This window comes from Micromonospora sp. MP36, assembly GCF_008119785.1.
Lineage (GTDB): Bacteria > Actinomycetota > Actinomycetes > Mycobacteriales > Micromonosporaceae > Micromonospora.
The window spans coordinates 38,606-53,286 of the sequence record NZ_VSFA01000023.1; the positions used below are offsets into that span (position 1 = coordinate 38,606).

At 68.0% G+C, this 14,681-nt stretch carries 8 protein-coding genes; 6 read left to right on the forward strand and 2 right to left on the reverse strand.

Features of this window, described 5'->3' with window-relative positions; all coding sequences use genetic code 11:
• The first annotated feature begins 9 nt into the window (after positions 1-9).
• The 4 genes from FXF52_RS18010 to FXF52_RS18025 are packed head-to-tail and all read left to right on the forward strand — an operon-like array spanning position 10 to position 10,068.
• The gene (locus FXF52_RS18010; RefSeq protein WP_148798076.1) at positions 10-2,970 is read left to right on the forward strand and encodes a DEAD/DEAH box helicase; all 2,961 of its coding nucleotides are present in this window, start codon (positions 10-12) and stop codon (positions 2,968-2,970) included.
• Positions 2,970-7,028 carry a DNA methyltransferase gene (locus FXF52_RS18015; RefSeq protein ID WP_148798077.1) on the forward strand — a complete coding sequence of 1,353 codons (4,059 nt, stop codon included), beginning with the start codon at positions 2,970-2,972 and terminating at the stop codon, positions 7,026-7,028. The genes FXF52_RS18010 and FXF52_RS18015 overlap by 1 nt, the downstream gene beginning before the upstream one ends.
• Positions 7,028-8,869: a DUF4357 domain-containing protein gene (locus FXF52_RS18020; protein ID WP_148798078.1), complete on the forward strand. Its 1,842-nt coding sequence runs from the start codon at positions 7,028-7,030 to the stop codon at positions 8,867-8,869. The genes FXF52_RS18015 and FXF52_RS18020 overlap by 1 nt, the downstream gene beginning before the upstream one ends.
• Positions 8,866-10,068 carry an McrC family protein gene (locus tag FXF52_RS18025; protein WP_148798079.1) on the forward strand — a complete coding sequence of 401 codons (1,203 nt, stop codon included), beginning with the start codon at positions 8,866-8,868 and terminating at the stop codon, positions 10,066-10,068. The genes FXF52_RS18020 and FXF52_RS18025 overlap by 4 nt, the downstream gene beginning before the upstream one ends.
• A 6-nt stretch (positions 10,069-10,074) precedes the next feature.
• Here the strand turns inward: FXF52_RS18025 and FXF52_RS18030 are convergent, their stop codons facing one another.
• Positions 10,075-10,311: a GntR family transcriptional regulator gene (locus FXF52_RS18030; protein WP_148798080.1), complete on the reverse strand. Its 237-nt coding sequence runs from the start codon at positions 10,309-10,311 to the stop codon at positions 10,075-10,077.
• Between the two features lie 412 nt (positions 10,312-10,723).
• Between FXF52_RS18030 and FXF52_RS18035 the strand changes: the two genes are divergently transcribed.
• Together FXF52_RS18035 and FXF52_RS18040 are read left to right on the forward strand one after the other, a co-directional pair.
• Entirely contained in the window at positions 10,724-11,605 is an 882-nt protein-coding gene (locus FXF52_RS18035) for a helix-turn-helix transcriptional regulator (protein WP_148798081.1), read from the forward strand.
• The gene (locus tag FXF52_RS18040; RefSeq protein WP_148798082.1) at positions 11,598-11,792 is read left to right on the forward strand and encodes a DUF397 domain-containing protein; all 195 of its coding nucleotides are present in this window, start codon (positions 11,598-11,600) and stop codon (positions 11,790-11,792) included. The genes FXF52_RS18035 and FXF52_RS18040 overlap by 8 nt, the downstream gene beginning before the upstream one ends.
• A gap of 143 nt (positions 11,793-11,935) precedes the next feature.
• Here the strand turns inward: FXF52_RS18040 and FXF52_RS18045 are convergent, their stop codons facing one another.
• Positions 11,936-14,548, reverse strand: coding sequence for a class I SAM-dependent methyltransferase (locus FXF52_RS18045; protein WP_222870560.1), 2,613 nt, complete (start codon positions 14,546-14,548; stop codon positions 11,936-11,938).
• Positions 14,549-14,681: the final 133 nt, after the last annotated feature.

Below are 14,681 nucleotides of genomic sequence, written 5' to 3' on the forward strand. Positions count from 1 at the left end.
GACCCCCTCATGACCACCCCCTTCAGCGCCGGATCCCTCGTCACCGCCCGTGGCCGTGACTGGGTCGTGCTGCCGGAAAGCGCCCCCGACATGCTCGTCCTCCGCCCGCTCGGCGGCGCGGACGACGACATCGCCGCCGTCTTCCCGAGCTTCGAAGCCGTCAAGAGCGCCGAGTTCGCGCCCCCGTCGCCGTCCGACCTCGGCGACGCGTACGCGGCCGGGCTGCTCCGGTCCGCCCTGCGGATCGGCTTCCGCTCCGGCGCCGGCCCCTTCCGGTCCCTCGCCGGGATCGCGGTCGAGCCGCGGGCGTACCAGCTCGTGCCGCTGATGATGGCGCTGCGCCAGAAGACCGTCCGGATACTGATCTCGGACGACGTCGGCATCGGCAAGACCGTCGAATCTGGACTGATCGCCAGTGAACTCCTCGCCCAAGGCGACGCCAAGGGGCTGGCCGTGCTCTGCTCACCGGCGCTCGCCGAGCAGTGGCAGGAGGAGCTGCGCACCAAGTTCGGCATCGACGCCGAGCTGGTGCTCGCGTCCACCGTCTCCCGGCTGGAGCGCGGCCTCGACCTCGGCCAGTCCCTGTTCGACAAGCACCCGCACGTCATCGTCTCCACCGACTTCATCAAGTCCACCCGGCACCGGGACGACTTCGTGCGGCACTGCCCGGACCTGGTCATCGTCGACGAGGCGCACACCTGCGTCGCCGCCGACGACAACAGCTCCACCCAGAACCAGCTCCGCTACGAGCTGCTCCAACGCGTCGCCGCCGACACCGACCGGCACCTGCTGCTGGTCACCGCCACCCCGCACAGCGGCAAGGAGGGTGCCTTCCGCAATCTGCTGGGCCTGCTCAAGCCGGAACTCGCCACCGTCGACCTCGGCTCCGAGGGGGGCCGCCGGCTGCTCGCCCAGTACTTCGTGCATCGCAAGCGCGCCGACGTCCGGCAGTACCTGACCAGGGAGGACGGGCTCGCCGACAACTCCCTCGCCGAGCAGACCTCGTTCCCCTCGGACCGGCACTTCAAGGACGAGACCTACCGGCTCTCCCCGGCCTACCGAGCCCTGCTCGACGACGCCATCGCGTACGCCAGCGCACGGGTGACCGCGGCGGACAAGAAGGGCCGGCGGGAGGCCCGGATCGCCTGGTGGTCCGCCATCGCCCTGCTGCGTTCCCTGGTCTCCTCGCCACGCGCCGCCGCGCAGACCCTGCGCACCCGCTCGGCGACAGCCGCGGCCGGCAGCGCCGAGGAGGCCGACCGCCTCGGCGCCCCGCTGACCAGCGACTTCTCCGACACCGACGCGCTGGAAGGCCTCGACGTCGCACCGGGCGCCGAGACCGGCGACGCCAGCGTGGACGACGCCGGCGCGCGGCTGGCCGAACTGGCCGACCAGGCGGAGCGGCTGGAGGGGGCCACCCAGGACAAGAAGCTCGCCGCACTGATCACCCACCTGAAGGCCCTGCTCAAGGACGGCTACCACCCGATCGTCTTCTGCCGCTACATCCCCACCGCCGAGTACATCGCCGAGCACCTGGAGGGCACACTCGGCAAGAAGACAGTGATCCGGGCCGTGACCGGCACCCTATCGCCGCAGCAACGCCTGCAGCGCATCGAGGAACTCGCGGAGGCGGCGGGCGACGATCCGGCCGCCCGGCGAGTGCTGATCGCGACCGACTGCCTCTCCGAGGGCGTGAACCTCCAGCATCACTTCGACGCGGTCGTCCACTACGACCTGGCGTGGAACCCTACCCGGCACGACCAGCGCGAGGGCCGCGTCGACCGGTACGGGCAGAAGCGCAACATCGTCCGGGTCATCACCCTGTACGGCAGCGACAACGGCATCGACGGCAAGGTGCTCGAGGTACTCATCAAGAAGCACCGCCAGATCCGCAAGGACCTCGGCATCTCCGTCTCCGTGCCGGACGCCGCCTCCACCGGCGTAACCGACGCGATCGTCGAATGGGTGCTGCTCCGGGGGCAGCAGGTCGAGCGGGGCGAGCAGGGCAGCCTCTTCGACGCCGCCGAGTATCAGGCGATCGACAAGAAGGCCGCCGCCCTGGCGGCGGACTGGCAGTCCGCCGCGGAGCGCGAGAAGACATCCCGATCCCGCTTCGCCCAGCACGCCATCCGCCCCGACGAGGTCGCCCAGGAGGTCCTGGCGATCCGCGACACCCTCGGCGGCGCCGGTGAGGTCCGCGGCTTCGTACGCCAGGCCCTGCGCGCGCTCGACGGCGTCGTACGGAACGACCCGGGCGGGGCGGATGACTTCACCGCCGAACTCGGCGGCACGCCTGCCGGCCTGCGCGACGCGCTCGCGCCCGTCCTCGGCGGCGACGCCGTCGAGCTGGGCCGGCCCGTGCCGTTCCGCACCACCGCGGCCGTGGCGCGCGGCGAGGTCGCCCTGGTCCGCACCGACCCGGCGGTGGTGGCGCTGGCCGGGTACGTGCTCAACGCCGCCCTCGACGACCAGGCCGCAGGCCCACGGCCGGCCCGCCGCTGCGGCGTCATCCGCACCCGGGCCGTCGACGGCCGCACCACGCTGCTCGTGGTCCGCTACCGCTTCCATCTCACCCTGCCGTCGCGGACCGGCACCCGGCAGCTCGTCGCCGAGGACGTCCGGCTGCTCGCCTTCCAGGGCTCGCCCGCGTCCGCCGCATGGCTGCCCACCGAACGCGCCCTCGGCCTGCTCGACGCGACCGCCGACGAGAACACCGACCGCACCTTCGCCGAGAACACCATGCGCCGCCTGCTGGACGGCCTGCCCGCGATCACCGACCACCTCGAGGCGTACGGCGAAGACCTCGCCGCCGAACTGCTCGCCTCGCACCGCCGGGTCCGCAGCGCCTCCGGCGAGATCATCCGCGGCCTGGCCGTCACCGCGCAGAAACCCGCCGACGTGCTCGGCGCCTACGTCTACCTGCCGGCATCCGCCGTTTCCACCCCCACCGTCGCCGGAGGCACCGCCTGATGTCCGCCACCGCCCGTAACCAGGTCTTTTCCGCCGTCCACACCATCGGCGGCCTGATCCCGGCCGACATGCTGGTCCGGATCTCCGAAGGCAGGGACGTCTCCGGCTCGAAGCCCGCCGACTACCGGGTGATCGGCGCCCGGTCGGTGCGCGACGACGCCGAGCGGCACTGGGACTTCCTCAAGTCCATCTGGAAGGAGCTACGCGCCAAGCTTCCCGTCAGCCCGGACGCCGCGACGCCGGCCGACCCGACCGGCGTCGCGGTCAGTCAGTGGCTGCTGCCGCTGTTCAACGAACTCGGCTTCGGCCACCTGCCGGTGGTCGGTGCCTCGGGCATCGCCTCCGACGACGGAGACAAGACGTTCGCGATCAGCCACCGCTGGAACCACGTACCGATCCACCTGATCTCCTGGAACGCGGCACTGGACAAGCGGCCGGCCGGCACGGGCGGCGTGCCGCCGCAGTCACTGGTGCAGGAGCTGCTGAACCGCTCCGAGGCCCACCTGTGGGGCGTGCTCACCAACGGCCGCCAGCTGCGGCTGCTGCGCGACTCCAGCGCTCTCGCCACCGCCGCGTACGTCGAGTTCGACCTGGAGGCGATCTTCGACGGCGAGCTGTTCAGCGAGTTCGTCCTGCTGTACCGGCTGCTGCACGTCTCCCGCTTCGAGGTCGCCGAAGGGGCAGCCCCGTCGACCTGTTGGCTGGAGAAGTGGCGCACCGAGGCGATCGCCGCCGGCACCCGCGCACTCGACCAGCTCCGCAAGGGCGTCCAGGACGCGATCACCGCGCTCGGCACCGGCTTCCTGCGCCACCCCGACAACGGCACGCTGCGGGAGAACGTCGACCCGCAGGCCCTGCACAACGCCCTGCTGCGCCTCGTCTACCGGCTGCTCTTCCTCTTCGTCGCCGAGGACCGCGACGCGCTGCACCACCCCGACGCCGACGAGCAGGCCCGCGAACGGTATGCCGCCTACTTCTCGTCCGCCCGGCTGAGGGCGCACGCGCGCCGCCGCCGCGGTACCACGCACAGCGACCTCTACCAGGCGCTGCGGATCGTCCTGGACGCGCTCGGCAACGAGAACGGCCGCCCGGAGCTGGGCCTGCCCGGCCTCGGCGGGCTGTTCGACCACGACCCGGTCGCGGACAAGCCGTTGGACGGCCTGTCGCTGTCCAACGAGTACCTGCTGACCGCCGTCCGGCACCTGTCGCAGGTGCGGGACGCCGGCACCCGCCGCTGGCGGTCGGTCGACTACCGCAACCTGGATGCGGAAGAGCTGGGCTCGATCTACGAGTCCCTGCTGGAGCTGGTGCCGAAGCACAGCGCGGTGGACCGCACCTTCGAGCTGGTCGAGCTTGCCGGCAACACCCGCAAGACCACCGGCTCCTACTACACCCCGTCCTCGCTGATCGAATGCCTGCTCGACTCGGCCCTCGACCCGGTCATCGACGACGCGGTCAAGCGCGCCGAGCAGGCCGCCACCGCCGCCGGGCAGCCCGACCCGAGCGACGCCATCGTCGACGAGCTGCTGTCGCTCACCGTCTGCGACCCGGCCTGCGGCTCCGGCCACTTCCTGGTCGCCGCGGCCCGCCGGATCGCCAAGCGGGTCGCTGCCGTGCGCGAACGCAACCCCGAGCCGACCGTCGATGCGGTACGTCACGCCCTGCACGAGGTGGTCGCCCGCTGCATCTACGGGGTCGACATCAACCCGATGGCGGTTGAACTGGCCAAGGTGTCGCTGTGGATGGAGGCCCTGGAGCCGGGTAAGCCGCTGAGCTTCCTCGACGCGCACGTGAAGTGCGGCAACGCGCTGATCGGGGCCACGCCCGCGCTGCTCAAGCGCGGTATCCCCGACGAGGCGTTCAAGCCCATCGAAGGCGATGACAAGAAGTACGCCAAGGGCCTAGAGAAGCAGAACGCCAAGGAGCGGCAGGGCCAGGGCAGCCTCTTCGACCTGGACGACGCGGCAAAGGTCGCCAACACCGTCTTCGCCCAGGGCCTGCGCCTGATCACAGCGGCCCCCACCAACAACCTCGGCGACGTTCGCAGGCAGGCGTCCGCCTACCGAAGCTGGAAGACCTCCGCGGATTACGCCCGCGCCCTGCACGTCGCAGACGCCTGGTGCGCCGCGTTCATGTGGAAGAAGGCGGCCGACGCTCCGCCAGCAGTCACCCACGGTGTCTTCCGTGCACTCGAGGACCCCGACGCAGCAGCGGCGCCGCAAGCGCCCCACGCCGAGATCCTCCGGCTTTGCGAGTTGTACCGGTTCTTTCACTGGCACCTGGAGTTTCCAGAGATCTTCGACGTGCCAGAGTGCGACGGGCACGGCCTCGCCGCGGCGACGGGCTGGGCCGGTGGCTTCGACTGCGTCTTGGGCAACCCGCCATGGGAGCGCATGAAGCTTCAGGAGCAGGAATTTTTCGCCCAGCGTGATACTGAAATCGCAGTTGCGCCCAATGCGGCTATTCGCCGCCGCCTCATTGCAGCGCTGCCAGCGACAAGGCCAGAGCTAGCCGAGGAGTTTCGCTCAACGAAGAGGAAGGGCGACGGTGAGGCGCATTTCATTCGCGACTCTGGCAAGTATAACCTGACTGGTATTGGAACTGTTAACACTTACGCGGCGTTTTCGGAGAGTGGTCGGGATATCCTTGAGCGGTTAGGCCGAATGGGAGTGATCGTCCCAACCGGCATTGCTACGGACGCCACCACGCAATTCTTCTTCAAGGATCTCGTGGTCAACGGATCGATCACAGCACTCTACGACTTCGAGAATCGCAACGGCCTCTTCCCCGCTGTGGACTCGCGCATGAAGTTCAGCATCCTCTCCCTCGCGGGGCGCACATTGGGCGAACCGACTGCCAAGTTTGCCTTCTTCCTCCATGATCCGGCCGAGCTGGGCGACGCAGGCAAGTCGCTTACCCTCACCCCGCACGAGATCAGCCTCCTTAACCCAAACACCGGCACCTGCCCCGTCTTCCGCTCCCGCCGCGATGCGGAGATCACCCTCAGCATCTACCGCCGCATCCCTGTACTTGTGAAGGCGAGTGACCCTAATGGGAACCCGTGGCGGGTCGAGCTGGGCAGGATGTTCCACATGTCCGAGGACTCCCACCTTTTCCATACAAGCGGACAGCTCAAAGACGATGGCTGGACTCTTGCCGGCAACACATTTGTTAAGGGGTCGGCCAAGATGCTTCCCCTTTACGAAGCAAAAATGCTGCACCACTACGACCATCGTTGGGCCACCTATGACGAGAATGGGGCGACCCGCGACTTTGCGGTCGCCGAAAAGCAGAACCCCGATGCCGTAGTTCTCCCTCGCTACTGGGTCGGTGAACGGGAGGTCGAAGAAAAGCTCGCTTCAAAGCATTGGAAGCGAGGCTGGCTCTTCGGTTGGCGCGACATCTGCCGCGCCACTGACGAGCGTACAATGATCGACAGCGTGTTCCCGCGCACCGCGGCCCCGGACGGCACTCTTCTGATGCTTCCGCAACAACCTGTGGCAGGTCTGGTGGCCTGTCTAACGTCGTTAGTTCTGGACTTTGTGGCCCGGCAGAAGGTGGGAGGTACCCACTTGAAGCTCTTTATTGCTCACCAACTGCCTGTCGCCTCTCCAAGTCAGCTCGAGCCTCATGCCCAGTTTGTCGGTGATCGTGTTCTCGAGCTCGTCTACACGAGCCATGACATGGCCCCATTCGCCCGCGATCTCTGCGACATGGGCGCACCGTTTCGATGGGACGACGAGCGGCGTGCGGTTATCCGGGCTGAGCTGGACGCCTTTTTCTTACACCTCTACGGAGTCTGCCGAAATGATGCCGACTACATTATGGAGACGTTCCCGATCGTCAAGCGGAAGGACGAGACGAAATACGGTACGTACCGCACCAAGGAGTTGATCCTCGCCGAGTATGACCGGATGGCCGCTGCCGGCGTCAGCCTGACTAACCCGCTGATCGACGGCGAGAATTACACCTCAACTCTCACCCCGCCTCCGGGTCACGGCCCCCGCCATCCAGAGCCTGCTGCGGCCGTAGCTCCGATGGGCAACGAGGAAGCTTGATGGTCACCGTGTACCCCGAGTTCCAAATTCGCTTGCCGAATGGTGGCCCCACGGCGCGTGGGCGGCTGCTGGACGAGAAGGGAACCAACGGCAGCCAGAGGTTCGTGGTCTACGCGGGATCCCCCGTACGGCCGGATGTAGTCCCGTCGTTTCCCGAGCGGATGCCCTCCTCATACGGGTTCCGTGAGCGCCTGATCGCCGACGGTTCGATCGTGGAGTCCACGACCTGGCGAGGCCATCTGGAGACGACCAGGCACATTACCTGTAACTCTCCGTCCGCCGCCGCCGAGATCCTGATCGGCCGCAGCGCCAACGGATGGACGGAGTGGAAGACTTCCGATGGGCGCCCGCTGGGCGACTTTGTAGCGCAGGAAGCGTGGGGTCGCAACCGTACCTGGCTGATTCGCGGATCCAATGTGTCCGGGATCGACCTCGTGCAGCGGCTGTGGCTGCCTGAAGGACTGGTAAGCGTCGCGGCCAGCCGCCTGCGCGAGGGTGTTGAGCCAAAGACAAGCAAGGAGCAACTGCGTGGACTCGTGGAGGAGGGCTACGACTCCACCGCCAGCCACGGGCAGAAGCGTGAGCTGATCGAGGAGATCCACACCTTCCTGTCGAGGATGAAGCCGGGCGACACCGTTTGCACCATCTCCGATGGCCGGTTGTACGTCGGTGAGATCACCGGTCAGGTCGAGCAGATCGCCTCCGAAGGAGGAAGGTCGAATCTGCGACGCCCGGCGGAGTGGCAAAGCATCGGCTACCCGTGCGACGAACTGCCTGAGGCGCTTCAGCAGAAGTTGTCCGTCCAGCACGATGTCGTCGACCTCACCTCTGTGGAAGCGCTGGTCGCTGGGCTGGGCCGCAGTGACGAGGAGTTGGCTGACGGGGCACAAGACGGCGTTGGCGACCCCAGCCTGGAGATAGCCGCACTCGTCGCTCGTCGGGAGCTGGAGTTACCCGAGCCGAACCAGGAACTCGCGGATGAACTGTTGGTGCACGACGTGGCGTGGCTGCGGGAGCTGCGCGATCTGCTCTGGGACGAGCGGCAGTTGGTGCTCTACGGCCCGCCCGGAACCGGCAAGACGTATCTGGCGTTGAAGCTGGCCGAGTTTCTTGGCGGCGGACCCGAGCAGGTCAAGTTGGTCCAATTCCACCCCTCGTACTCCTACGAGGACTTCTTTGAGGGCTTCCGACCTCAAGAGGACGAAAAGACGCGGGAGGTCGCCTTCCGGCTCACCGACGGTCCCTTGCGCGAGCTCGCCGACCTTGCCGCTCGCGAGGGCAACCGACACATCCCGTACTTCCTGATCATCGACGAGATCAACCGGGCCAACCTGGCGAAGGTCTTCGGCGAGCTGTACTTCCTGCTCGAATACCGCAACAGGTCGGTGCGGCTCACGTACTCGGGCGACGACTTTGCGTTGCCGTCGAACCTGTTCGTCATCGGCACGATGAATACGGCCGACCGTTCTATCGCGCTTGTGGACGCCGCCATGCGCCGCCGCTTCGCCTTCGTCGAACTCTCACCCCGGGCCGAGCCGACCAGCGGCTTGCTGCGCCGCTGGCTCACGCGTGAACAACGGGACCTCGAACCCGCCGAGCTTCTTGACGCGCTCAACGCCCGGATCGGTGACCCCGACTTCCGCGTAGGGCCGTCGTATCTGATGAAGAAGGGCGTCTACCGCGACGGCGGGCTCGAACGCACCTGGCGTACCAAAATCCTGCCGCTGCTAGAGGAGTACCACTACGGCGAAGACGTGGACGTCGAGCGCCACTACGGGCTGCGTACGCTGCGCGCCGCCATCGCACCGCCTCCCGGCACCGGCGAACCTGACCCGTCATGACGGTTATCGAACTGACCGAACATGGCCCGGCGCGCTCGGTCCCGCTTGAAGACGCCGCAGGCCGTGCCCTGGCCACCTCCCGCCTGGTCGAGGCGACACCCGACCCGTTCGCCCCCGGACGGTGGCGGGTGAAGGCCGCCGGCAAGGTCGGCGTGGCGACCGTGACCGTGCCTGGCGCGCAGGCGGTCACCCTACGGATCGTGCCGAAGGTCCCCGTCACCCGGCTCCTGTTCCTCCTCGGCTACAGCCTCGACGCGAAGGGGTGGCGGAACGAGGACGCACGACTGGACGAAGAATCGGAGCTGCTGCCCGCGCTCGCCCAGCTCTTCGAACGGCAGGCGGAGAACGCGCTGCGTCAGGGGCTGCTCCAGGGCTACCGCACCACCGAGGAGACCTCTATGGTCGTGCGGGGCCGCATCCGGGAGGCGGATCAGATCCGGCGGCAGCACGGCAGGCTCATGCCGGTGGAGGTCGTACACGACGAGTACACGCCGGACATCGCCGAGAACCGGCTGTTGCGCACGGCCTGTGATCGGCTCTGCCGGCTGCCTGCCGGTATCGGCCGTGGCGGCCGTGGCCGGTTGCTGCGTTTGCGCGTCCGACTCGCCGACATCACCCCGATCGACCGCGGGCATGAACTGCCGACATGGCGGCCCAGCCGCCTCAACGCCCGCTATCACAAGGCCTTGCGCCTGGCCGAACTCGTGCTGCGGGGCGCCTCCGTCGAGCATCGGCCCGGCGACGTGACTGTGAGCGGTTTCCTCTTCGACATGCCGAGAGTCTTCGAGGACTTCGTCACCGTTGCCCTGCGCGACGCCCTGACGGGCGGCGGCGGTCGCTGCGCGCTCCAGGCCACTCATTACCTCGACGAGCGCCATGTGATCCGTATGATTCCCGACTTCGTCTGGTCCGCCGACGACGGCACCCCGCTCGCCGTGGCCGATGCCAAGTACAAGGCCGAAAAGCCCGAGGGCTATCCCGACGCCGACCTCTACCAGATGCTCGCCTACTGCACCGCGCTCGGCCTGCCAGAAGGTCATCTCATCTACGCCAAGGGCAACGCCCCGCACACCGCGCACCAAGTCCGGCATGCTGGAATCACCATCCATCAGCACGCGCTCGAACTCGACCAGCCGCCTTCCGAACTGCTCGCCGAGGTGCGAGCCCTGGCTGTGCGGCTTGCGCCAGCCAGTCGGTGACGTGTATCAGGGTTTCTGCTCGTAGTTTTCGGCGACAAAGACGCCGACACCTTGCCTGCCCTCCAGGACGCCTGCCTCGATAAGGAGGTCGATCGCCTTCCTGACGGTGACGCCGGAGGTCTCGTACTGCTCGGCCAGTTCCTTGGTCGTGGGCAGCTTGTCGCCGGGCTTCAAGATGCCAGCAGCGATCTTGGCCTGGATCTCCCGCCGGATCCTTCGCCACAGCGGCTCGTAGGGCGCCATGGGCGGAGTTCATCACAGCCAATGTTCGATCTTGCAACCTATGCCATCCTTACAACCTATAGCTTGATTGGCTTGTTTGGTTGTAAAGTTGCGTTGAGCAGCGGAACGAGATAGGGGAGGCGTATGGGCAGGCGGTGGAGGTGGTTCTTGCGGTCTGGGCGGGCCAGAGCCGACCTGACCGGGCAGGTCGTACCGGACGGGGACGTGCCGGACCGCGACCAGCGGCTGGGCGCGCCTGACGGCGTACCCGATGGGCGGGTGACCTTGCGGTGTGACGGCGCGGTCGTCTACGAGCAGCCCGCGCGGCGCCGGGCGGCTCTGACGCCGAACGAGCGCGCGGACCGCTACGACCCGAAGCCGCCCGGCGATCGGCAGTGCCGAGCGGACCGGAGAGCCGAGGGGCGGGGATCGGATGGTTGAGGACCTGGGGTCGACGGTGCCGCGGCGGCAGCTCGGGCGGACGCTGCGGGAGCTGCGGACGGAGGCGCGGATGACGCTGGACGGCGCGGCGGAGGCGTTGCAGTGCAGCCGGCAGAAGGTGTGGCGGATCGAGACGGGCCTGTGCGCAGTGCGCGGGCTCGACGTGCGGGCTATGTGCGAGCTGTACGCGGCGACGCCCGAGCTGGCCGGCGCGCTGGTCGCCCTGGCCGGGGAGACGCGGGCGAAGGGCTGGTGGCACTCGTACGGCGACACGGTCCCCGACTGGTTCGAGCTGTACGTCGGCCTGGAGTCCGCCGCGTGCCGGCTGCGCGAGCACGACGACGCGCTGGTCCCCGGGCTGTTGCAGACCCGGGGGTACGCGACCGCCGTCTGCCAGCACCGGCCGGGCCTGACGGAGGACGAGCGGGAGCGCGTGGTCGAGGTGCGGCTGCAACGGCAGACCCTGCTGCTGCGGCGGCTGCCTCCGCCGCCCCGGTTCGACGTCATGCTCTCCGAGGCGGTGCTGCTGCGGGTCGTCGGCAGCCCGGCGACAATGGCGAAGCAGCTACGGCACCTGGTAGAGGTGAGCCGCCTGCCGCACGTCTCGATCCGGGTCCTGCCGCTGGCCGCCGGCCTGCATTACGGCGCCGTAGCGGGCGCGTTCGTGCTGCTCGACTTCCCGCTCGGCAACCGCGTCGAGCCGGAACCGTCGGTCGTCTACAGCGAGTCGCTGACCGGCGCGCTCTACCTCGACCGGAAGGAAGAGCTTGCCGCGTACGAGGACGTCTGGGCCAGCCTCGACTCGCTGGCCCTGGACCAGGAACAGTCCCGACACCTGATCGGGAAGATCATGCAGGAGGTTTACCATGGTTGAACTGACCGGCGCGCACTGGCGCACCAGCACCCGCAGCGGCGACAACGGCGGCAACTGCGTCGAGGTCGCCGACAACCTGCCCGGCCTGGTCGCCGTGCGCGACAGCAAGGACCGCGGCGGTCCGGTCCTCACGTTCACCCCTGGCTGCTGGGCCGCGTTCGTCCGTGCAGCCCCGCCGTCGCGCTGAGGGCGTAAAGCACTCGCGGGTCCGGCGTCCCATGCTGGGCCCGCGGGGCCCGACGTCCTGGCTGCGGCCTCATCCCTGGCCTCGGCGACCGCTGCTGGTTGCGCTGCGGCCGAAGGAGTGCCGGTAGGAGCCGTCCGGGTCCGTTACCCGAGCAGCTCCGTGACGATGGCCTCGATCTCCGAGACGGCCGGGTGCCGGGCGAGTTCGGCGCGGATCCGCCGTCGCATCGTCACGAAGTTCATGCCGTCGTCGAAGCTGAGCCCAGCGACAGCCTGGCGCTGGTCACGTCCGAGTTCCGCGAGCCGTTGATGTGCGGCGTTCCCGGCGTCGTACAACGGGATGGGTAGGTTCCACAGCTGCTTGTCGATGTCGCGCTCGTCCTTGCCGTAGGACATCATCGGCCGGACAAGCTCGGTCAGCGCGGAGCTGTTCAGGATCGCGCAAAGGAAGAGGCCCTCGGCCCAGGATGCAACCGGCAGCCAGTAGAGCTTGTGATCGATGATCGCAGCACGATCATCGACGATGGCGGCCGCCACATGCATGCCTGCCTTGCCGTAAAGCAGCCGGCGGGGCGGTGCCGGAAACTGGGCGGTGAGTTTGCGCCGGAAATCGAGCTGCTCGGCGAGGGTGAGCCGGTTGCTGCTTCGATGCGCCTTCCAGAGCGCTTCCGCCTGCCGCCACCAGTCGGCGAGACCGGGATGGTAGTCGAGTCGGGGATCGGTGCCGGTCAGCAGCATCGAGCCGTCGAGCGGGAGAACCGCTTGCCGGGCGGGCAGGATGCGGTATGGCAACAGGCTCTCGCCGAGCAGCACCGGTCGGATGAACTCCGCCTCCACGACGCCGTGGAGCGCCGGTAGGTCCTTCCACGGCGCCTTCTCGAGGTTGCTGCGCGCGGAGCGTACGGCGCGGCGGCCGGCAGTGAGGCCGAGCTGTCCTCCGGAGCCTGTTTCGACGAAGAACAGGAGCTTGGGAAAGATCGTTGCGCCGTTCTTCACATGCGGCTTGTATGGTGACTCGACGAGCGACCCCTGCCCCCGCACCAGGTCGACGCGCTCGCGGTGGATGAAGTGCTCAACTTGCTTCCAGGTCTTGGCATCGGCAGGAAGGCGTCCAGTCCACCGCTCGGTGATCGAAGGCAGCCGGCGGTAGGTGCTCCAGGTGGCACGGTCGCCGAAGGCGACGCTGGCACCTCGTGGAAAGGGGTGGGGCCGTAGGCGCCGCAGATCCCAGGAGTCGGTAAAGGCGACGGCGGCGGGCTCGACCTCGTCCTTATACCATCCGCTGCGGAAGCCTTCGAAGTGTTCGCGGTCGAGCACGGCGTTGGGAAGGACGAAGGCGAACGTCCCGCCCTCCTTGAGGTACTGCTGAATCGCTCGCGCGGCGAACAGGCCGGAGAGATCCTGCTGCGTCGCGAACTGCCGGCCGTGCCACAACCCGCGGTCGTGGGAGAGCCGCTTGAAGCTCGTCTGCATGTCCCCTGGCATGTGGCGGTAGGAGAGCCATGGTGGGTTGCCGATCAGGACGTCCACCCGGTTCTCGTCCTTGGCCAGCCAGACGGGTCGGGCCAGGTTGCGCAGGTAGTAGCTCCAGATGTGGTCGCGCCCCTCGTCGTGTAGCCGGCACATCGCCTCGAAGGTGCCGAGGATCATCGGCTGGTCGTCAGGCGCGATCCTCATCCGATGGAAGAACCCCGCCAGCGAAGGTGGACTGTCCGCATCTCGCGGTTTCGCCGCGATGCTGGCGAGCTTCGCGACGATCTGGTCGAACCGGCTCGGCTCCTTAAGCAGGTCTTTCGGGAATCGCAGCCAGTCCTCGACCTGGCTCGCGTTGTAGCCGGCGCTGATCCTTATGTGGTCCTCCGTGAAGAGGTCCCGGCGTTCCCGCCACTGCATGCTGTCGCCGAGGTAGACGGGGATGGTGATGTCCTCCCGCTGAGCGGTCAGGCGCTGGTGCCCGATGGCGAGCAGGTAGGTCACCCGCGCGAGCGCCACGGCGACGGGGTGCAGGTCGACGCCGATCACCTGATGGGTGAGCCGCGTCAGTGCGGCGTCCAGCGGCACGGCCGCCGCCTCGGCCGCGGTGAGGTATCGGCGTACGGCGTGGAAGAGGAAGGTGCCGGAGCCGCATGCGGGATCCAGCACCCGTTGTCGCAGCGGGTCGGTGACGACGGTGTCGACGAGATGCTCGGCGAGCCAGTCCGGTGTGTAGTACTCGCCCATTCGCTTGCGCGTCTCGGCGCCGATCATCGACTCGTACAGCACCTTCAGGATGTCGTGGTCGGCTCTCGCCCACTCGAACCGGGCCAGCCGGCGGGCGAGCCCGTGGATGAACTCGCGGCCGCCGGCCACCTCTGTGGTCCAGCCGAAGAAGTCGTGCTCGACCACGCCGAGGATGCCGGCCTGGTCGAACCGCTGCCCGGTGATCAGATCCTTCGGCTGCAACTCCATGACGTCGATGCCGACGACCAGGTGCGCGATGATGTGCGCGCTGTTCATGAGCAGCGTGTGCTCCACGAAGAGGTCCGGGTCGTCGACGAACTGCGTACCTAGCGCGCTGTCCAGCAGTTCCGCCCACAACTGTCGCTTCAGCTTCACGGTCGGCGACTGCGCGTGCTCGTCGTAGAGGGCGGCAAGCGCGGCGCGGTCCAGCTTGTGTGACGTGCTCGCCGCGCCGAGACGGCGGGCCACCTCGGCGGGAGTTGGTCGGACGCGCTGGCTCGTCGCCAGGACGCCCTCCAGCCAGTAGAACAGGGTCAATCCGTCTGGGCGGGCAGCGGCCAGGGTGTGGCTGTCGACCAGGGCCAGGGCGCCGGCTCGCAGCTGGTAAGCGTGCCAGGTGGCGCCGTCGGTGAGGATGCCGACGTACCGTTGCCCGGTCTCCTGGCTCCGC

Excerpts from the sequence above, each read along its gene's own strand:
- FXF52_RS18010 (WP_148798076.1), top strand. The coding sequence starts at position 10 with ATGACCACCCCCTTCAGCGCCGGATCCCTCGTCACCGCCCGTGGCCGT.
- FXF52_RS18015 (WP_148798077.1), top strand. The coding sequence starts at position 2,970 with ATGTCCGCCACCGCCCGTAACCAGGTCTTTTCCGCCGTCCACACCATC.
- FXF52_RS18020 (WP_148798078.1), top strand. The coding sequence starts at position 7,028 with ATGGTCACCGTGTACCCCGAGTTCCAAATTCGCTTGCCGAATGGTGGC.
- FXF52_RS18025 (WP_148798079.1), top strand. The coding sequence starts at position 8,866 with ATGACGGTTATCGAACTGACCGAACATGGCCCGGCGCGCTCGGTCCCG.
- FXF52_RS18030 (WP_148798080.1), bottom strand. The coding sequence starts at position 10,311 with ATGGCGCCCTACGAGCCGCTGTGGCGAAGGATCCGGCGGGAGATCCAG.
- FXF52_RS18035 (WP_148798081.1), top strand. The coding sequence starts at position 10,724 with ATGGTTGAGGACCTGGGGTCGACGGTGCCGCGGCGGCAGCTCGGGCGG.
- FXF52_RS18040 (WP_148798082.1), top strand. The coding sequence starts at position 11,598 with ATGGTTGAACTGACCGGCGCGCACTGGCGCACCAGCACCCGCAGCGGC.